This window comes from Chromohalobacter beijerinckii, assembly GCF_023061185.1.
Lineage (GTDB): Bacteria > Pseudomonadota > Gammaproteobacteria > Pseudomonadales > Halomonadaceae > Chromohalobacter > Chromohalobacter beijerinckii.
In genome coordinates, this window is the sequence record NZ_JAKGAK010000010.1 from 41,905 (window position 1) to 61,699 (window position 19,795).

The following is a 19,795-nucleotide window of genomic DNA, read 5'->3' on the forward strand; positions in this document are numbered from 1 at the left end:
CCGAGGCATGGCCCGGGACATGCACCGCAACGTCGTGAGGAGCTTTCCATGCAAATCAAAGCGGCCGTGACGCGAGACAAGGGCGGGCCCTTCTCGGTGGAGACCCTGACCTTGACCGAGCCGGGGGCCAACGAGTTGCGCCTGCGCATCGTGGCCACCGGGGTGTGCCACACGGATGCCGTCGCCCGGGACCTGGAGCTGACGCCGTTCCCCGTTGTTCTGGGGCACGAGGGCGCCGGGGTAGTGGAAGCCGTGGGGAGCGAGATCACGGCGTTCGCGCCGGGGGACCATGTCGTGCTGTCGTTTGCCCATTGCGGCGCATGCGAGCATTGCCTGACCGGCCATCCTACCGTCTGCATGCGCATGAACGAGTTGAATTTCGGCGGGCGTGCCGAGAACGGGGCCTGTTACCTGCATCGAGGCGACGAAGCGGTTTCCACCTTCTTCGGGCAGTCCTCGTTCGGGTCCCATGCGGTGGTGCATGAGCGCAACGCGGTCAAGGTGGATCCGGATCTCGACCTGGGCTTGCTGGCCCCATTGGGCTGCGGCATTCAGACCGGGAGCGGCACGGTTCTCAATCGCCTCAAGCCGGCGTTCGGCAGCAGCCTGGTGGTCTACGGCTGTGGCGCGGTGGGATTGAGCGCCGTCATGGCGGCCCGTCTCGCCGGCTGCGCACGGATCATCGCCGTCGACGTGCACGACAATCGCTTGTCGCTCGCCAAGGAGCTGGGGGCCACGCACGTCTTCAATGGCAGCCAGGTAGACGTGGTGGAAGAGATTCGTGCGGTGACCGGCGTGGGGGCGCACTATGGTATCGAGACAACCGGTGTGCCGCAGGTCGTGCGGCAAGGGATGCATGCGTTGCGTCCGCTGGGTCAGCTGGCCATCGTGGGCGTGACACCGGAGGTCACGCTGGACGTGCACAATGATCTGATGGCGGAAGGCAAGACCATGCTGGGCGTGATCGAGGGCGACTCGGTGCCCAAGGTGTTCATTCCCCAGCTCATCGACTACTACTGCCAGGGGCAGTTTCCGTTCGACAAGCTGGTGACGTTTTATGAGTTCGATGCCCTGGAAGAGGCGTTTTCGGATTCCAAGTCCGGCAAGACCATCAAGCCGGTGGTGCGTATGAATCCATAGATTCATACGCTTCTTGCAGAAGATGAAAAACGTCTACGACGCTTGAATGTCGCGTTAGCCGAATAGCTTTTTAAGCGTATGCGGCTGGCTGCGCAAATACTGCTTCGGGGCATGTACGGTCGCGCCGAGCTTGGCGGCGGCGTGCCACGGCCAGCGCGGGTCGTAGAGCATGCCGCGGGCCAGCGCGACGGCGTCTGCTTCGCCACCGAAGACGATGCCCTCTGCCTGTTCCGGTTCGGTGATCAGGCCGACAGCAATCACCGGCATGGCGACTTCCTGCTTCATGCGGCGAGCGAACGGTACCTGATAGTTGGGGCCGACGTTCAAGGTCTGGCGTGGGTCCAGGCCACCACCGGAGCAGTCGATGAAGCTGCAGCCGCGGGCGTCGAGTGCTCGCGCCAACTCGACGCTTTGTTCCAGATCCCAGCCGCCTTCGACCCAATCGCTTCCGGAGATACGGATACCCACAGGCTTGTCGTCCGGGAAAACCGAACGCACGGCATCGAAGATCTCCAGCACGATCCGCATGCGGTTTTCCAGACTGCCGCCGTACTCGTCATCGCGCTGATTCGAAAGCGGCGACAAGAACTCGTGCAGCAGATAGCCATGCGCTGCGTGCAGTTCGATCAACTCGAAACCGAGACGCTCGGCGCGCTTGGCCGAGGCGACGAAGTTCGCCTTGAGCTGCTCGATATCATCGAGACTCATCGCCTGTGGCGGACGCTGCCCGTCCTGATACGGTACGGCGGAAGGCGCCACGGTTTGCCAGCCCCCCTCTTCCAGGCTTAGCTGGGCACCGCCTTCCCAAGGTGCCTGGCAGGAGGCTTTGCGTCCGGCGTGGCCCAACTGGATGCCGACCGGCATCGGCGAGTGGGCACGAACGGACTCGAGTACACGTGCCATCGCTTGCTCGTTGTCGTCCGAATAGAGCCCCACGTCGCCAGAGGTGATGCGTCCTTCCGGCGCGACGGCGGAGGCCTCGACGATCAAGAGTCCTGCCCCGGAGAGAGCGAGATGCCCCAGATGAATCTTGTGCCAGTCGGTCATGCTGCCGTTTTCGTCGGCGGAGTATTGGCACATCGGTGAAATGACGATGCGATTGGGCAATTCGAGCCGGCCGAGCGTGAGCGGCGAGAACAGCTTAGGGGATGCCATTGAAACGTTCCTGAAGGGAATGATGGCAACAATGTAGCGTGCTAATAATTGCTTGGCAATGGCTATCTGCGCCGTCGTTTGGGCGAGAGCATTCGTACGCGGGCTTTAGAGCGTGGCTTCTTTTCTATCTCGTTCGACGACGGTGTTGCGTTGTGCATAGTGCTTTGAGATTCAGCACTTTTAGATTTAGTGCTTTTAGATGAAGCCTCGGCTGGCGAGGTGATCCAGGCGAATACCGGCAAGGAGAGGCGCCAGTAGATGGCACTGAGACGCAGCCCCAGGATCACCAGTATAGGCAGCGCGATAGTGGCGTAGGGGTGGATAGGTTGACTGTACAGGATGACGTAAGTCCAGGCGCCTGCAATAGAAGCTGTCGCATAAATTTCCTGGCGCAGCACCATGGGGACGCGTCTTGCGAGTACATCACGCAGCATCCCGCCCGCGACACCGGTGAGGAGTCCCATCAATACCGCTACGGTACCACCATGGCCCAACGCCAATGCCTTGTGAGCGCCGATGATGGTGAAGATGGCGAGCCCGAAGGCATCGAGTACGGGCAGGACGATGCGCGATAACCGGTGAATGTAATGAAAGCCGACAATCGATGACACGACGGTGATGATGATCACCCATAGATAGGTGGGGTCGGTGACCCAGAACACCGGGCGAATGCCCAGTAACAGATCGCGCAGGGTACCGCCGCCGATGCCTGTCATCGCGGCCAGTACCAGCATGCCGAACGGATCCATCCTCGAGCGGCAGGCAATGATCACGCCCGACAGCGCAAAGACGATCACGCCCGCCAGGTCCAGCCAGTAAATCCATCCTGCCACTGCGACGCTCCTTGGCTACTTTGCCAGCTACCGCTTGAGCGGAAATACAAAACGAACGCCATTGTAGGCTCAAGTGCCTGGATACGTCGCGCGCTCAGGCTCGTCTTTCCCCGGTCGCCAAGCGGCTGGCGCACCAGGGATACCTACGATATCGTATGTAAAGGGCCGGGTGTGCGTGCCTGCAAGTGGCGGGCGGTCAGCCGGTGGTCATGCAATGAATCCAGGGAGTCGGTCGACATGCAGGCAGGATATCGATACGCGGCGTTGGCCGTGGCGTTACCGATGCTGGCGGTGGCAACGCCCAGCCAGGCGCAGGACAGCGGCTGGCAAGGGAGTCTGGGGGCGGGGGCGATCCATGCTCCCGATTATCTGGGAAGCGATGACTACGAAACGTCCGTATGGCCGTCGGTCGACCTGACCTATGGCGATAGCCTGTATATCAACGCGCGCGATGGCGTGGGCTGGAACGTCATCAATCGGGATGGCTGGCGGGTATCGCCGTTTCTCGGTTACACCTTCGGACGCGACAACGACGATGACCTGCATCGTCTCGATGAAGTCGACGGCGGAGTCACGGCGGGCCTGCGGGCCGAATACACCGAGGGCCATTGGCAGTACAGCGCGGCCGTGGAAACGCCGCTGAGCGGTGACGTGGATGGCTACCATGTCAGCGCCAAGGCGCACTGGCGCTCGCGCTTGACCCAGCGGCTCTCCGTTTCGCTGGGCCCGAACGTCGCCTATGGAAGCGACGCCTGGACCGAGGACATGTTCGGCATTTCCGCGCGGGAGAGTCGGCGTTCCGGGCTGGATGCGTACTCGCCGAGCGAGGGCTATTTCCGCTTCGGTGCCGATGCCAGTGCCAGTTATTATCTCACGCGGACGTGGTCCGTCACGGGCCTGGTCGGCGTGTCGCGCCTGACCGGCGACGCCAAGGACAGTCCCATCGTCGACGAGATCGGTGATGCGACCCAGGCCTACGTGGGCGGATTCATCAACTACAACTTCTAGGCACGGTTCAGTCGGTATCGTCCAGCAGGCAGTTGGCAGAAAGTGCCTGACGTCGGGAGCGCTACAGGTGCAGAAATTAGACCAAGGTCTAAAGACCAAGGTATAATATCTGGATATCCACCGACACAGGCACGTTATCCATGACGATTTCGACTGCGCGACCGACTCTGCTCAAGCGTTTTGGCAAGCATGCAGGCCGTGTGCTGGGAATGATGACCGAGAGCGCCTATCGCGGCTTTCAGGCACGCACGTCCAGCGCCTATATCTGAAGGGCCCGGCTCAGCAGAGTCCCGGTCGCGGCATGGCCGGCCTTGCCCATGACGTGACATCGCGGTCGCCGAACGAAAAAGCGCCCCCGCCCATATCGGGCGGGGGCGCTTGCGTTGGGTGCGTTCACGCTCCGCTTATTTGGCGATGTAGACCGTGCGCACGTTGAGGAAGGCGCCGAAGCCGTATTCGCTCTGCTCGCGACCGTAACCGCTTTCCTTGACGCCACCGAACGGAAGCTCGGCGAAGGGCGTGGTGGGGCGATTGACGAAGCTCATGCCGACTTCGAGACGGCGCGCGACCTGTTCGGCGCGCTTCACGTCCTGGCCGACCACGGTGCCGCCCAGACCGTAGCGGCAGTTGTTGGCCAGCTCGATGGCGTGCTCGGCGTCATCGGCGGCGATGATCGACGCCACCGGACCGAACAGCTCCTCGTCGAAGGCCGGGTTGCCAGGCGCGACGTTGGTCAGCACCGTGGGCGCATACCAGGCGCCGGGGCGGTCGAGCACCTCGCCGCCGGTCTCGAGCTGCGCACCGTGCTTGATCGCCCGCTGCACCTGGTCGTGCAGGTCGTCGCGCAGGTCCTTGCGCGACATGGGGCCGATTTCGGTGTCGCCGTCCATGGGATCGCCGATACGCATCTTCTGCACGCGGTCGATGAGCTTTTCGGTGAAGCGCTCCAGCATCGGGCGTTCCACGATCAGGCGCTTGGATGCCGCGCAGCTTTGCCCGGTATTGTCGAAGCGGCCGTTCACGGCCAGCTCCACCGCCTTGTCGACGTCGGCATCGTCGAGCACGATCAGCGGGTCGATACCGCCGAGCTCGAGCACGCTGGGCTTGATGGCCTCGCCGGCGATCTTGGCCACGGCACGGCCGGCATCTTCACTGCCGGTGAGCGTGACGCCGCACACCAGTGGGTCGTGGATGATGCCCTCGACCTTGTCGGAGCCAACCGGCAGCCAGGTGAAGGTCCCTTCCTTGAAGCCTGCGTCGTGGAAAAGCTTGGTGATGAACTTGGCGCAGCCCGGGACATTGGAGGCATGCTTGAGCAGGCAGACGTTGCCACCTGCCAGATTGGGCGCGGCGAAGCGTACCACCTGATAAAGCGGATAGTTCCACGGCATCACGCCGAGCACGGCCCCCATCGGGTCGTGAACGATCTCGGCCTTCTGCGCGCCTTCTACCTGGCGTGGCTGCGGCTTGAGCAGGGATTCCAGGTTGTCGGCGTAGAAGCGAACGATGGCCGAGGAAATCTGTGTCTCGGCAATCCCCTGATGGAAGGGTTTGCCCATCTCGTGGGCGATGATCTCGGCCATTTCGCGCTGATGCTGGTCGATCAAGTCGGCCAGTGCGGTGAGTCGTTGGCGACGATCGGCCAACGGCAAGTGGCGGAATTCGGCATAGCCCGCGCGGGCTTGGTCGAGCTTTTCAGCCAACTGGGCATCGTCGAGCATCTCGTGCTCGCCGAGTACTTGATCGTTGGCGGGATTGACGGCGGTGAGGGTCTTGCGGCTCATGTCATCCTCCTTAACGGGATCGTCGGTGACGAGTCTTCCTGAGGTAGCCGTTCCTGCTTGCCTCACTACTCGTTTTGGCGATGCGCAAGGAGAGAATCAAGGGGGAGCTTCACATCCACTTAGCCCTGGCCACCAGAGATAATCCAGCAGCCAGGGCCAGGCGGGTCAGTCGAGCAAGGCGCGGGCCTTGTCGATCACGTTTTCGACGGTGAAGCCGAAGTGCCGGAACAGGTCCTCGGCCTTGCCCGATTCGCCATAGCCGGTCATGCCGATCACGTTGCCGCGAGGGCCGACGTACTTACGCCAATAGTCGGGATGCGAAGCTTCGATGGCGAGCCGGCGTGTCACCGTGGGTGGTAGCACCGCCTCCTGGTAATCGGCGTCTTGGGCATCGAATTCGCTGGCGCAGGGCATCGAGACGACGCGGACCTGCCGTCCCTGGTCGTTGAGCTGGGCAGCCGCTTCCATGGCCAGACCGACTTCCGAGCCGGTGGCGATGAGGATCAACTCGGGCGTGCCCTCGCAATCGTCGAGCACGTAACCGCCGCGTTCGATCGCGGCGAGCTGGGCGACATCGCGTGCTTGCCCGGGAAGCCCTTGGCGCGAGAATACCAAAGCCGTGGGGCCGTCCTGGCGCTTGAGAGCGGCGAGCCAGGCCACGCTGGTTTCGGTGGCGTCGCAGGGGCGCCACGTTGCCAAGTTCGGCGTGATGCGTAGCGCATTGAGTTGTTCGATGGGCTGGTGAGTCGGGCCGTCTTCCCCCAGGCCGATGGAGTCGTGGGTGTAGACGAAGATCACCTGGCGCCGCGCGATGGCGGCCATGCGCACGGCGTTGTGCATGTATTCCATGAACGTCAGGAAGGTGGCCCCATAGGGAATGAAGCCGCCGTGCATGCTGATGCCGTTCATGATGGCGCCCATGGCGAATTCACGAACGCCGTAATGCAGGTAGTTGCCGTCGGGCGCCTGGGCCGAGATGGCGCGTGCGCCCTCCCAGATCGTCAGATTCGATGGCGCGAGGTCGGCGCTGCCGCCCAGCAGTTCCGGCAGGCGTGGCCCCAGGTGGTTGAGCACACCGAGTGAGGCCTTGCGCGAGGCCAGTGTATCGCAGGCGTGCTGGGCCTCTTCGATCAGGGCACTGCCGCCCAGGTCGCCGGGTAGCTCGCCACGCCAGCGGCGCTCGAGCTCTTCGGCAAGCTCGGGATAAGCCGCGGCGTAGCGCGCGAAGCGTTGGCGCCACTCGTCCTCGGCGTGCTGGCCGGCCGTGTCGGCGTTCCAGCCTGCGTAGACCTCCTCGGGCACGTGAAACGGCGGGTGTGACCACTCGAGGCGCTGGCGCGCGGCGGCGACTTCATCCTCGCCTAGGGCGGCACCATGACAGGCGCCGGTGCCCTGTTTGTTGGGCGCGCCGAAGCCGATGACCGTCTTGCAGATGATCAAGGTCGGGCGCTGGTCGTGTTGTTTGGCTGCGCTGATGGCGTCTTCGATGGCAGCAGGGTCATGGCCGTCGACATCGGCGATGACCTGCCAGCCGTAGGCCTCGAAGCGCTTGGCGGTATCATCGGTGAACCATCCTGCGACCTCGCCATCGATGGAGATGCCGTTGTCGTCGTAGATGACGGTGAGCTTGCCGAGGCCCTGGGTTCCCGCCAGCGAGCAGGCTTCGTGGCTGATGCCCTCCATCAGGCAACCATCGCCGACGAAGCACCAGGTGCGATGGTCGACGATGTCATGCCCTGGGCGATTGTACTGCGCGGCCAGAGTGCGTTCGGCGAGTGCCATGCCCACGGCATTGGCCAGCCCCTGACCCAGCGGGCCGGTGGTGGTTTCGACCCCAGGCGTGTAGCCGAGCTCGGGATGCCCGGGCGTGCGCGAATGGAGCTGGCGGAACTGCTTGATGTCGTCGATGGCCAAGTCATAACCGCTGAGGTGTAAAAGCGAATACAACAGCATCGAACCATGCCCGTTGGAGAGCACGAAACGGTCGCGGTCGGGCCAGGTGGGGTTGCTGGGGTTGTGCTTGAGATGGTCGTTCCACAGCACTTCGGCGATATCGGCCATACCCATCGGCGCGCCGGGGTGGCCGGAATTGGCTGCCTGCACGGCATCCATCGACAGGGCGCGAATGGCATTGGCCAGCGTGAAGCGAGAGGGCATCGATGTCTCCTCCATGAGCGATGAATCAGTTAGCGAGCCGGTCGGCGATCAAGTCCTCGAGACAGGCCTGGTCGTCGGCGAAGCGACGAATGCCTTCGGCCAGCTTGTCGATGGCCATGGGGTCCTGATTATGCTGCCAGCGAAAGGCGTTTTCCTCTAGGGGAGGGACAGGCTGCGCCTCGGGATGCGTGAAGCGGACCTTGGCGTCGACATCTCCTTCGCGCGCCTCGAGCGTTTCCAGCAAGGCGGGCGAAATCGTCAGGCGATGACAGCCGGCGAGGGCGAGGACTTGCTCCGGCGTACGGAAGCTGGCCCCCATGACGACGGTATCGTAGCCGCCCCGGTCGGCGCGCTCGCAGACCTGGCGCACGAACCGCACGCCGGGGTCCTCCTCCGGGGAGAACGTTTGACCGGTTTCTTTCTGATACCAGTCGGTGACACGCCCCACGAAGGGCGAAACCAGGAACACGCCGGCATCGAAGCAGGCCTGCGCCTGAGCGTCGCTGAACAGGAGGGTGAGGTTGCATTGAATGCCTTCGCGCTCGAGTACCTCGGCGGCACGGATGCCTTCCCAGGTCGACGCGAGCTTGATCAAGATCCGCTCACGGCCGATACCCAGCGCCTCGTAACGCTCCACCAACTCATGAGCCTTGCGGATACTGGCCTGGGTATCGAACGAGAGCTTGGCGGCGGCCTCGGTGGAGACGCGTCCCGGAATGAGTTGGGCGACCTCGCTGCCGATGCCGACCGAGAGGCGGTCGACGATACGCTCCAAGTGGTCGGCGTCATGTGACTTCTCGTCACGCGCCTCTTCCAGGATCCGCTCGATCAGTGGCTGATAGCCGGGCAGCTCGAATGCCTTGAGGATCAAGGAAGGATTGGTGGTGGCATCGACGGGCCGATAACGTTCGATGGCGGCTGGGTCCCCGGTGTCGGCGACCACTTGCGATAGTGCCTTGAGTGAGTCGAGCTGTGAAACCATGGTGTGCTCCGCCGCGGTATGCGGGCGTGAAGGCCCTCGACGTGCCAGACGGCGTCGGGGGCTAAGAAATGGAGGGGAACCCAGTAAGCCGCCGCCAGTGCTCAGGCGGCGGCTTTTTCCAGGCGACGTTCGGTGCTATCGGCCAAGCGGGTCAGCAGCAGGCAGCACGACACCGCGCCGGCGTCCAGATGGCCGCGCGAGCGTTCGCCGAGGCGTGCCGCGCGTCCGATCTTGGCTTCCAGGTCGAGCGTCGAATCGCGACCGTCTTGGGCGCCGTTACGTAAGGCTTGCAGTGCGTGAGGAAAGTCGTCTCCGCCCTCGACGGCGTCACGGTAACGTTCGATGGCCGGCACTAGAGTGTCGAGAAGACACTTGTCGCCGACCTTGGCATCGCTGATCTGCTCGAGTGCTTCGCGTCCATCGGCCAACATGTCACCGAAATCCTTGGCGTCGAGGACGTTCTTGTCCTTGACCGACTTGGCCATGCCCATGAAGAGGCTGCCGTAAAGCGGCCCCATCGAACCGCCGATCGAGCCCATCAAGGTCGTGGCGAGCGTGCCCAGCGCCTTGGAAAGCGACAGCGATTGGCCGGCGACCGACTCCCCGCAAAGCCGAAACCCCTTGGCCATGTTGATGCCGTGATCGCCGTCGCCGATCGCGCCGTCGACGTCACTCAGGTATTGGCGGTTGTCGACGATGACCTCGACTAACTCCTCGAGAATGTCCCTGCCTTGAGTCGCGTCCAGAACTTGCATGATGAGTCTCCGTAGTAGCGGTTCCGATCAGCACTGCGTGATGGCCAGCGAGCGCGCCGGGGCGTCCAGCAGCGGTTTGAGCTCGTCGTCGAGCTTCATCAGCGTAAGCGTGGCGCCCATCATCTCCAGCGAGGTGAAGTAATTGCCGATGTCCGTACGGTGTACGCGAATATCAGCGGCTTCGAGCCGTTCGGCGATGTGTGCGTAGAGGATATTGAGCTCCATCACTGGCGTGGCGCCAAGTCCGGAGATCAACACCGCCACCTCGCTGCCGGCGAAGTCCTGGTCGGCGAGAACGGGGTCGCACATGGCCGTGGCGATGGCCTCGGCACTGGTCAGCGGCGCGACTTCTATTCCCGGTTCGCCGTGGTGGCCGATGCCGAGCTCCATGTGGCCGGGCTCGATCGAAAAGTTGGGCTTGCCATTGGCGGGGATGGTGCAGCTACTCAGCCCGACGCCGATGCTCGAACACGCATCGACGGCTTTTTGCGCCAGGCGAATGACCTCGTCGAGACTATCGCCCCGGGCCGCTGCCGCGCCGCCGATTTTCCACATCATCACCTCGCCGGCCACGCCGCGCCGCTTGTCGCGCTCCGCTGCCGGTGCCGAGGCCACGTCGTCGCGTGCAATCACCGTCTTGACCTCGATGTCTTCCATCTCGGCCATCTGCTTGGCCATCTTCACGTTCATGTTGTCGCCCGCGTAGTTGCCGTACAGGCAGGCGACGCCCTGCCCGTGGGGCGCGGAACGAAAGGCTTCGAGAAATGCATCGGCGGTGGGCGATGAGAATATCTCGCCGATGGCTACCGCATCACACATTCCTTCACCGATATATCCCAGGAAGGCCGGTTCGTGGCCGGAACCGCCACCGGTGACGATACCGACCTTGTCGCTTGCGCTGCTCGGGTACTTGAGAACACGCGGGTGGTCGGTGGCGGCAAACAAGCTCGGCGAGGCGCGCAAGTAACCTTTGATGGCATCGTCCACGACGTTGTCGGGGTCATTGATGATGCGTTGCATGGCGTATTCCTCTTGTTCGTTGTGACCGACGATGGGGCGTGGCGATCCACCACCTAGGCTGGCGGTATATATAATGATCTTTCACTGAACAGATGTTTAGGCTTGGGGCCCAAAGGCTGTCAAGGCATGGCCGGTGTCGACGTCTGAGACTTTGGTCGTGGGTAAGAGCGTCGAAGTGATGGTTTACGTATAAATATTTGAAATTAATGAGTTTTATTTATTTATCGGAAAATCGGTTAATAGGGTGACGCAAATCCGTGGCTGACTTTTCGTGATCGAGAATTTTACAAATGTTCGGTTAGTGATATTTTGAACATAGCCGCGAGCGGTAACAGTATGCCGGTCGCAAGCGGGAGGAATCATCACGGGAGGCTACACATGTCAGACTCAACAGGCCGCGCGGCGGCAATGCGCATCGCAGTGGGTGGCGACGAGGCCGCGTTCGAGCTCAAGGCTTTGCTGATCGAGCACATTCGCGCTCTGGGTTACGAGCCTGTCGATTACGGCACCTATAACGCTGAGCCGGTGCTTTATCCCGATGTGGCGGTCAAGGTGGCGCGTGCCATCGACGCGGGAGAAGTGGCGCGGGGAGTGCTGGTCTGTGGGACCGGCATCGGTGTGGCGATTTCGGCCAACAAGGTGCGCGGGATTCGCGCGGCGCAGGCGCATGACACCTATTCGGCCGCCAAGGCGCGTTCGAGCAACGATGCGCAAATCGTGACGCTCGGCGCCCGTGTGGTTGGCCCGGAGTTGGCCAAGGCCGTGGTGACGACCTTCCTCGAAACCGAGTTCGGCGGTGGCGGGTCGCGCGCCAAAATAGCGCGCATTGCGGAATACGAGGGGGAGGCTTTCCGCGACTCCCCGAGCGTCTGATCGTTAAGAGTACGCCTGTTCGCTGTGGTATCTTGTGCGCGTCGCCCGAAGTGGACCGGGATCGGGAAGCGGATCGTATGAGGCTAGTGCCATGAGTGAACGTGTCGAGAGCGCCGAGGTCGCGCTAATGACGGAGATCGCCTCTCTGTATTATGTGGAGGGCGAAACCCAGGAGGCGATCGCCAACCGGCTGGGGATTTCTCGGGTCAAGGCGGGACGGCTTTTAAAACGCGCGCATGCCGAGGGGATCGTCGATGTGCGCGTGCGTCAGCACCCCGCGGTGAGTGCCGAGATCGAGCAGGCGTTGATACGTCGCTTCGGTATCAAACGCGCCTTGATAGCGCTCGACAACACCGAACCCGACGTTCAACGTTCCGGCGTGGCCAGCCTGGTGGCCGATCATTTGTCGCGCGAGCTGCACGATGGTTCGATCGTGGCGGTGGGGATGGGGCGCAACGTGGGCTCGGTGGCCGATAATGTCTTCGAGCAAGGTGAGCGCAAATGCTCGTTCGTGTGTGCCATTGGCGGCTCGCTGCGTGCCGGCGAGTACATGAACCCCGACCATATTTGTCGTCGCCTGGCGATGAAATATGGCGGTGAAAGCGAAACGCTTTATGCCCCGGCGCTGGTGCAGAACCCGGCGCTGCGCGACTCGATGTATGAAAACCCCACCGTGCGCCAGACGTTGGATAGAGCGCGGCGCGCAGATATCGCGATGATCGGTGTCGGTGATCTCAGCGAGGATAGCAACATGGTGCGCATGGGCTGGTTCACGCCGCAGGAGATCGCTGAGGCGCGCCTCTCGGGAACGGTGGGTGACATGATGGGGTACGACTTCATCGACATGCATGGCCGACCATCGGAAACGCCCATGCAGGGGCGGGTCATCGGTTTGACCATAACCGACTTGGCGCGGATTCCCGACGTGGTGGCGATCGCCAGCGAGAATACCAAGGCGGCGGGGATCCTGGGGGCACTGCGTACAGGTGTCATCGATACCTTGGCCACCAGTGTGACCAACGCCCATACCATCCTGCGCTTGGATGAGGCGACTACCTCAACGGCGAGCTGAGTCAAAGTGTCGCCGATTGTCGTGCAGAGCCGTTCATATGAACACTGATGTGTCTATGTGAACGGCTTTTTTGTGCGGGCTTTCTCCCTCTTTCTGCACATTGCGGGCATTGGTTTCCATAAAAGCCCATGTAAAATCCATTATTTTCAATAATTTAAAAAGCAATCCTAAAGTATAAGGCGAAAAGGTCGCCGACTTCATTGACCTGGCTATACTGAAAAGCGTTAATTCATTTGAGCATCAAAAGATCAAATGATAAGTAAGCGTCAGCTCAATGGAGGCCATCATGAACGATACGCTCACCCCATCCCCCGACATCCCCGACACGATGCGTGCCATCGTGGCCTATGCGCCGGAAGACTATCGACTGGAAAACGTTGCGGTCCCCGATATCGGTGAAAAGGAAATTCTGGTCAAGGTCGAGGCTTGTGGTATCTGTGCCGGTGATCTCAAGGCGTATGAAGGCGCGCCGAGTTTCTGGGGCGACGAGGATCAGCCTGCCTATATCAAAGCCCCCATGATTCCAGGGCACGAGTTCATCGGACATGTCGTCAAGATGGGCCCCGGCGCAACAGGTTTCGAGATCGGGGATCGGGTCATTTCCGAGCAGATCGTGCCGTGCTGGGACTGCCGCTTCTGTCATCGCGGTCAGTACTGGATGTGCGAGAAACACGACGTGTATGGCTTCCAGAATAACGTCAACGGCGGCATGGCCGAGTACATGAAGTTTCCCAAGGAAGCCATCAACCACAAGCTGCCGGACGATGTGCCAGTAGAAAACATCGTGCTGACCGAGCCGTTTTCCTGCTCCATGCACGCAGTGGAACGAGCACAAATCCAGTTGGGAGATATCGTGGTGCTCTCCGGTGCCGGCACCTTGGGGCTGGGAATGATCGGCCCGGCCAAGAAGTCCGGTCCCGCCAAGCTGGTGGTGCTCGATCTTCACGGTGAACGCTTGGAACTGGCCAAGAAATTCGGCGCCGATGTGGTGCTTAATCCAGCTGACGAAGATGTCGTTCAGATCGTCAAAGACATGACCGACGGCTATGGCTGTGACATCTACATCGAAGCGACCGGTGCACCCAAGTCGGTGGAGCAGGGGCTGTCGATGTTGCGCAAGCTGGGTCGCTTCGTCGAGTTCAGCGTGTTCAAAGACCCAGTGACGGTGGATTGGAGCATCATCAGTGACCGTAAGGAGCTGGATGTGCTCGGCTCCCACTTGGGGCCCTACTGCTATCCGCAAGTGATCGAAGGTATCGAAAGCGGCGACTTCCCTACCGAGGGTGTGGTGACCCACAAGCTGCCACTAGCGGATTTCCACAAGGGTATCGAACTGATGAGACACGACAGCAGCGCACTCAAGATCATTCTCATTCCTGGGGCGTGATGTCGCGATGTTCTGCGTGGCGATCACAATCGTCATCCGACGCGGGACTTGATTACCACTCATCAGCGACGCCAGGGGGCGCTTCATCATGACTTCAGATACGGCCGTCATGCCTACGAAACGATGGCGAAAAGGGCGCGGTAGGGCGGTGATGATCGGCGTTGTGGTCGTCCTGCTTGCCGTCATGGCTTGGGACACCAAGGTGATGCCAATCGGCGCGGAAGAAGAGCAGGAAGGCGCGAAAATGGCACGCTTCGCCGAAGAAGAATTTCCCAAGATTCGCGATGATATCGACAGTAGAGCCGTCGATATCGAGAAGCTCTCCAGTGCGATTGCCGACGACCAGAGTGCGGCAGGAGAACAGTACGGTGTATCGGGCGGAGTCGGTCCCATCATGCCCGTTACCTTCACCGGCGTGGTAGGCGAAGGTACGTCCGGGACATATGAGGTCAAAGCCGACGAGGCGCCCGATGACCTCGTGGTACGGGTTCAGACCGGTCCAGCGATCAATGGCACCGACCTACGGGATGCCACAGGGGAGATCGCGTTCGGTCAATTCAAGAATCAGATCGAATACCAGAATGCGGGCGCCGCTCTGAACGATGCCATGAAGGCTCAGGTTCTATCGGATATCGATACGCAAAACCTGGAAGGCAAGACCGTGACGGTGACGGGCGTATTCCAGTTGATCAATCCGAATAACTGGCTCGTGACACCGGTCGACTTTAGCGTGAAATGAGCCGGAGGCTTGATGCGATGAACGAACATGCAACCAGTCAAGAAGGGGCGCTGGGCAAGGTGATTCTGTCGGCGCGCAATATCGCCAAGTCATTCGGTAATGTTCATGCCTTGAAGGCCGTCAATTTCGATGTCCACTACGGGCAAGTGACGACTCTTTTCGGCGAGAATGGCGCGGGAAAATCGACGCTGATGAAAATTCTCTCGGGGGTCATGCAGCCATCCTCGGGGGAGATCGTCCTCGAAGGCGAGCCGGTTCGCTTCTCCTCGACCACGGAGGCGCAGCGCCAGGGAATATCGATCATTCACCAAGAGCTTAGCCTTGCGCCCAATTTGAGCGTCCGCGATAACGTCTTCATGGGGCGTGAAATCGTCGGCAAGGGTGGTGTCGATTACGCGGAGGAAGCGCGTCAAACGCGCCAACTCATGGAAGAGCTGGATGAGCCCATCGATCCACTCACGCCTGTGGAAGATCTACGTCTCGGGCAGCAACAGATCGTCGAGATTGCCCGTGCGCTATCCGTCAATTCGCGCATTCTGATCATGGATGAGCCGACCTCGGCACTGAGCGCTTCGGAAGTCGAGGTACTGTTTCGCGTGATTCGTGACCTGAAAAGCCGCGGCGTCTCGCTCGTCTATATCTCCCACCATCTCGAGGAAGCCCTGACCATTACCGACCATGCCGTGGTATTGCGCGATGGTCGGATGACGGCCTATGCCGCGCGTCAGGAGATCGATCTCGAGTGGATCGTACGCAACATGGTGGGGGAAAACTTCGATCTCGGTTCCCCACCGACGGGCTATGCGATGGGGGATGCCGTGCTGTCGATCGAGGGCGTCACTGTCGCGGATGCTTCGGTACCCGGGAGAGCGGTGGTCGATAACGTGTCTTTGAGCGTGCGGTCCGGCGAGATCGTCTGCATCTATGGGTTGATGGGGGCGGGTCGCACGGAACTGCTCGAAAGCGTGGCGGGACGCGGCGACATGGACGCGGGCCGGGTTTTACTGCATGGCGAGGACATCTCGCGGCTGAGCATCGCGGAGCGTATCGAAAAAGGCTTGGTGCTGGTGCCCGAAGACCGCCAGCGTGATGGCCTCGTGCAGACGATGTCGGTGGGCGAGAACCTGTCGCTTGCCAGCATCGGTGCCTTTACCAAGGGACTGCTGACATCACGTGAGCGTGAGCACGGTGTAGTGCGGGAATCGATCAGCAATGTCCACATCAAGACCGACGGTGCCGCTGCCTCCATCGGTTCGTTATCCGGCGGTAATCAGCAGAAGGTCGTGATCGGCAAGATGATGGCGACGCATCCCCGGGTCGTGCTGCTCGACGAACCCAGCCGAGGGATCGATATCGGCGCCAAGGCCGAGGTCTTCAGGCTGCTCAGCGAGGGCGCGGCGCAACAGGGCTTGGCCGTGGTGTTCTCGACGTCGGAAGTCGGCGAATGCCTGAGTATTGCCCATCGTGTCGTCGTCATGAGTCGTGGCCGGATTGCGGCCGAATTCGGTGCCGATGCCAACAAAGAAGAGATTATGGCTGCCTCGGGCGAGGCCGTGGTCGCTTGATCCACTTGTAAAGCGGAGATAATCACAATGTCTGATGTCAGCCAAGATAACGGCAATGGACGGGGCAAACTATTCGGCGGCGATTTCGATATAAAGCGTATTCTTCTGGAGGGGCGTGCATTCTTCGCCTTGATCGCGATCATCGTCATTTTCTCGCTTCTTTCCCCTGTCTATTTCTCGACCAGTAATTTCCTGACCATGTCGTCTCACGTCGCCATCTTCGGGCTACTGTCGCTCGGGATGTTGCTGGTCATCCTGACAGGTGGGATCGATCTTTCCGTGGGCTCGACGCTTGGTCTGGCGGGTGTCTTCGCCGGCTTTCTGATGCAAGGCGTGTCCTTCGAAATACTGGGTGTCGTGTTCTACCCCCCTGTCTGGGTCGTGGTCATTCTGACGTGTGGGTTAGGCGCTCTAGTCGGGGCGATCAATGGCGTTCTCATCGCGTACTTCAAGGTGCCCGCATTCGTGGCGACTCTGGGGCTCTTGTACGTGGCAAGGGGCGTCGCCCTGCTGATGACCGATGGTCTGACCTATAACAATCTAGGTGGGGGTCCGGAGCTGGGCAATACCGGTTTCGACTGGTTGGGCTTCAACCGATTGTTCGGGATTCCGGTCGGTGTCCTGATCCTGGCAGCCGTGGCGATCGCTTGCATTCTACTGCTGGCGCGCACGCCGTTCGGTCGTTGGGTGTATTCCACTGGCGGTAACGCCCGTGCTGCAGAACTTTCGGGAGTGCCGGTCAAGCGCGTGCAAGTGCTGGTGTATGTGCTTTCGGGCATCTGCGCGGCCATCGCTGGGCTGGTGCTTTCCTCGCAGCTGACCTCGGCGGGGCCGACCGCCGGGACGACCTATGAATTGACCGCGATTGCCGGTGTCGTCATCGGCGGTGCGGCACTCACCGGTGGCCGCGGCAACGTGCGCGGCACTCTGCTGGGCGCCTTCGTGATCGGGTTTCTCTCCGACGGACTGGTGATCATCGGGGTCTCGTCGTACTGGCAGACCGTGTTCACCGGGGCCGTCATCATTCTGGCGGTCTTGCTCAACAGCATTCAATACAGCGGTCGGAAGAAGCAGAAAGCCTCTTCCGATGGCGAGACGACTTCGCCGCAACCGGATAGCGCCACTGAGCGCTCGCCGGCCTCGGGAAGTACTGCCGGTAAAGCCGGTACACAATCATAAGAGTAAAGGTGGTCGATTATGTTCATGAAAGGAAAACGCCTGCTGATAGCTGCACTGGCCGTGAGCACGCCGCTCTTCGCGAGTGGGGTCGCGGCCCAGGACGAAGGACGTATCTCCATTATCGTCAACGATACCTCCAATCCCTACTGGTTCACGGAAGGCAAGATCGCCGAGGAAACCGCCGAAGATCTGGGCTATCGCGCCGAGGTGAGCTCTCACAAGGGGGACACCAATAAGGAAAGCAACCAGATCGATACGGCCATCACCAATGGTGTCGAGGCGATCATTCTCGATCCGGCCAATGCCGACGGCTCCATTGGCGCGGTGCGCAAGGCCGTCGAAGCGGACATCCCGGTATTTATCATCAATGCCGAAATCAACGAGCAGGGGTTAGCCCAGGCACAGCTGGTGTCGAACAACGCTCAGGGTGCGGCGCTGGGCGCCCAGCAGTGGATCAAGAGTGTCGGCGATTCGGCAAGCTACGTGGAACTCAAGGGTGCGCCCTCGGATAACAACGCTGCCACCCGTTCCAACGGTTACGAAACCGTGCTCAGCCAATATCCTGGCCTCGAGCGGGTCGGCGTCGATGTCGCCAACTGGGATAGAACCCAGGGCTTCAATAAGACGCAGAGCATGTTGCAGGCCAACCCCGACATCGATGGCGTGATCAGCGGTAACGACGAGATGGCGCTGGGCGCGATCTCAGCCTTGAAGGAGGCCGGTAAGCTCGACGATGTCGTCGTGGGGGGCTTCGATGGTTCGCCCGACGCGGTCGAGGCGGTAAAAGCCGGTGAGATGGAATATACCGTGCTGCAGCCGGTGGCCATCTTCTCTGAAATGGCGGTGCGTATGGCGGATAAATACATCAAGAACGGTGATACCGGCATCGACGGCGAGAAGAAGCTCTTCGACTGCTTCCTCATCACCGCGGACAACGCCGATCAATACACCGACCCGTTCGTGCTTAAGCAGTAATCCTTCCTTGAATCGCTTGAGAGCGCCAGTGGCGCTCTCAAGTCACTCCCGGTCTCGATAGGTCTTACGAGACCTGCGGCTTCAACTCGCCACGTGCGTAGCGTTCGAACATGCGCTCGAGGTCGAGCGGGGCGATCTTGCTGGCCTGGCCGGCGGTGCCGAAGGCTTCGAAGCGTGCGATGCACACATCGCGCATGGCGGTGACGCTTTCCTTGAGGAACTTGCGCGGATCGAATTCGCTGGGATTTTCGGCCAGGAAGCGACGTACCGCGCCGGTGGACGCCAAGCGCAGGTCGGTGTCGATGTTGACCTTGCGCACGCCGTGCTTGATACCTTCGACGATTTCCTCGACCGGGACGCCATAGGTCTCGGGAATTTCGCCGCCGTGCGCGTTGATGGTCTCCAGCCATTCCTGCGGTACCGAGCTTGAGCCGTGCATCACCAGGTGCGTGTCGGGGATGCGGTCGTGAATTTCCTTGATGCGTTGGATGGAGAGGATGTCGCCGGTCGGCGGCCGCGTGAACTTGTAGGCGCCGTGGCTGGTGCCGATGGCGATGGCCAGGGCGTCGACCTGGGTGGCGGCGACGAACTGCGCGGCCTCTTCCGGGTCGGTCAGCAGCTGGCTGTGATCCAGCGTGCCTTCGGCGCCGACGCCGTCTTCCTCGCCGGCCTGGCCGGTTTCCAGCGAGCCCAGGCAACCCAGCTCGCCTTCCACCGAGACGCCACAGGCGTGCGCCATTTCCACCGCGCGACGGGTGACGTCGACGTTATAGGCGTAGTCGGCAGGGGTCTTGCCGTCTTCCTTGAGCGAGCCGTCCATCATCACCGACGAGAAGCCGAGCTGGATGGAGCGCTGGCACACGCCGGGGCTGGTGCCATGGTCCTGGTGCATGACCACCGGGATATGCGGAAATTCTTCCACGGCGGCTTGGATCAAGTGACGCAGGAAGGGCGCGCCGGCGTATTTGCGAGCGCCCGCGGAGGCCTGCACGATCACCGGTGAGTCGGTGCGGTCGGCGGCTTCCATGATGGCGCGCATCTGTTCCAGGTTGTTGACGTTGAACGCGGGAACGCCGTAAGCGTGTTCGGCGGCGTGGTCGAGCAGTTGACGCAGGCTGATCAGAGCCATGGGGAGTGTGATTCCTCTAGAAGTACAAGGCGGCCCGCAGGC

At 61.3% G+C, this 19,795-nt stretch carries 18 protein-coding genes; 10 read left to right on the plus strand and 8 right to left on the minus strand.

Annotated elements, in window-relative coordinates; genetic code table 11:
• The first annotated feature begins 48 nt into the window (after window positions 1-48).
• Window positions 49-1,140 carry an NAD(P)-dependent alcohol dehydrogenase gene (locus tag L1075_RS09385; protein WP_246941563.1) on the plus strand — a complete coding sequence of 364 codons (1,092 nt, stop codon included), beginning with the start codon at window positions 49-51 and terminating at the stop codon, window positions 1,138-1,140.
• A gap of 54 nt (window positions 1,141-1,194) precedes the next feature.
• Here the strand turns inward: L1075_RS09385 and L1075_RS09390 are convergent, their stop codons facing one another.
• Window positions 1,195-2,295: an NADH:flavin oxidoreductase/NADH oxidase gene (locus L1075_RS09390; RefSeq protein ID WP_246941564.1), complete on the minus strand. Its 1,101-nt coding sequence runs from the start codon at window positions 2,293-2,295 to the stop codon at window positions 1,195-1,197.
• 62 nt (window positions 2,296-2,357) lie between these two features.
• Entirely contained in the window at window positions 2,358-3,128 is a 771-nt protein-coding gene (locus L1075_RS09395) for a trimeric intracellular cation channel family protein (protein WP_246941566.1), read from the minus strand.
• A 237-nt stretch (window positions 3,129-3,365) separates the two neighbouring features.
• On the opposite strand from L1075_RS09395, the gene L1075_RS09400 reads away from it, so the two are divergent.
• Together L1075_RS09400 and L1075_RS15735 are read left to right on the plus strand one after the other, a co-directional pair.
• Window positions 3,366-4,136: a MipA/OmpV family protein gene (locus L1075_RS09400; RefSeq protein WP_110060816.1), complete on the plus strand. Its 771-nt coding sequence runs from the start codon at window positions 3,366-3,368 to the stop codon at window positions 4,134-4,136.
• A gap of 140 nt (window positions 4,137-4,276) precedes the next feature.
• The gene (locus tag L1075_RS15735) at window positions 4,277-4,405 is read left to right on the plus strand and encodes a hypothetical protein (protein WP_256985256.1); all 129 of its coding nucleotides are present in this window, start codon (window positions 4,277-4,279) and stop codon (window positions 4,403-4,405) included.
• A 135-nt stretch (window positions 4,406-4,540) separates the two neighbouring features.
• On the opposite strand, the gene L1075_RS09405 is transcribed toward L1075_RS15735, so the two are convergent.
• The 5 genes from L1075_RS09405 to L1075_RS09425 form a co-directional block, all read right to left on the minus strand.
• A complete protein-coding gene (locus L1075_RS09405; RefSeq protein WP_246941568.1) occupies window positions 4,541-5,920 on the minus strand; it encodes an NAD-dependent succinate-semialdehyde dehydrogenase in 1,380 nt (459 codons plus the stop codon).
• Window positions 5,921-6,085: 165 nt separating this feature from the next.
• Window positions 6,086-8,077 carry a transketolase gene (gene tkt, locus L1075_RS09410; protein ID WP_246941570.1) on the minus strand — a complete coding sequence of 664 codons (1,992 nt, stop codon included), beginning with the start codon at window positions 8,075-8,077 and terminating at the stop codon, window positions 6,086-6,088.
• 25 nt (window positions 8,078-8,102) lie between these two features.
• Window positions 8,103-9,059, minus strand: a complete 957-nt coding sequence (tal, locus tag L1075_RS09415; protein WP_246941571.1) for a transaldolase — start codon at window positions 9,057-9,059, stop codon at window positions 8,103-8,105.
• 101 nt (window positions 9,060-9,160) lie between these two features.
• Window positions 9,161-9,814 (minus strand): dihydroxyacetone kinase subunit DhaL, encoded by a 654-nt coding sequence (gene dhaL / locus L1075_RS09420; RefSeq protein ID WP_246923718.1) that lies wholly within the window; start codon window positions 9,812-9,814, stop codon window positions 9,161-9,163.
• A 27-nt stretch (window positions 9,815-9,841) separates the two neighbouring features.
• Window positions 9,842-10,834, minus strand: coding sequence for a dihydroxyacetone kinase subunit DhaK (locus tag L1075_RS09425; protein WP_246941573.1), 993 nt, complete (start codon window positions 10,832-10,834; stop codon window positions 9,842-9,844).
• Window positions 10,835-11,212: 378 nt separating this feature from the next.
• On the opposite strand from L1075_RS09425, the gene L1075_RS09430 reads away from it, so the two are divergent.
• The 7 genes from L1075_RS09430 (at window position 11,213) to L1075_RS09460 (ending at window position 18,624) form a co-directional block, all read left to right on the plus strand.
• Complete coding sequence (locus L1075_RS09430; RefSeq protein WP_217693988.1) at window positions 11,213-11,707, plus strand: RpiB/LacA/LacB family sugar-phosphate isomerase; 495 nt, start codon at window positions 11,213-11,215, stop codon at window positions 11,705-11,707.
• A 91-nt stretch (window positions 11,708-11,798) separates the two neighbouring features.
• Entirely contained in the window at window positions 11,799-12,779 is a 981-nt protein-coding gene (locus tag L1075_RS09435; RefSeq protein WP_246941575.1) for a sugar-binding transcriptional regulator, read from the plus strand.
• A gap of 286 nt (window positions 12,780-13,065) precedes the next feature.
• A complete protein-coding gene (locus tag L1075_RS09440) occupies window positions 13,066-14,166 on the plus strand; it encodes an MDR/zinc-dependent alcohol dehydrogenase-like family protein (RefSeq protein WP_246941577.1) in 1,101 nt (366 codons plus the stop codon).
• Between the two features lie 109 nt (window positions 14,167-14,275).
• A complete protein-coding gene (locus tag L1075_RS09445) occupies window positions 14,276-14,905 on the plus strand; it encodes a DUF2291 family protein (RefSeq protein WP_246941579.1) in 630 nt (209 codons plus the stop codon).
• 17 nt (window positions 14,906-14,922) lie between these two features.
• Complete coding sequence (locus tag L1075_RS09450) at window positions 14,923-16,470, plus strand: sugar ABC transporter ATP-binding protein (RefSeq protein WP_246941581.1); 1,548 nt, start codon at window positions 14,923-14,925, stop codon at window positions 16,468-16,470.
• A gap of 27 nt (window positions 16,471-16,497) precedes the next feature.
• Window positions 16,498-17,649, plus strand: a complete 1,152-nt coding sequence (locus tag L1075_RS09455; RefSeq protein WP_246941583.1) for an ABC transporter permease — start codon at window positions 16,498-16,500, stop codon at window positions 17,647-17,649.
• 24 nt (window positions 17,650-17,673) lie between these two features.
• Entirely contained in the window at window positions 17,674-18,624 is a 951-nt protein-coding gene (locus tag L1075_RS09460) for a D-ribose ABC transporter substrate-binding protein (protein ID WP_246941585.1), read from the plus strand.
• A gap of 64 nt (window positions 18,625-18,688) precedes the next feature.
• Here L1075_RS09460 and fba read toward each other — a convergent pair whose 3' ends face one another.
• Window positions 18,689-19,753, minus strand: a complete 1,065-nt coding sequence (fba, locus tag L1075_RS09465; protein WP_246894802.1) for a class II fructose-bisphosphate aldolase — start codon at window positions 19,751-19,753, stop codon at window positions 18,689-18,691.
• Between the last annotated feature and the right edge of the window lie 42 nt (window positions 19,754-19,795).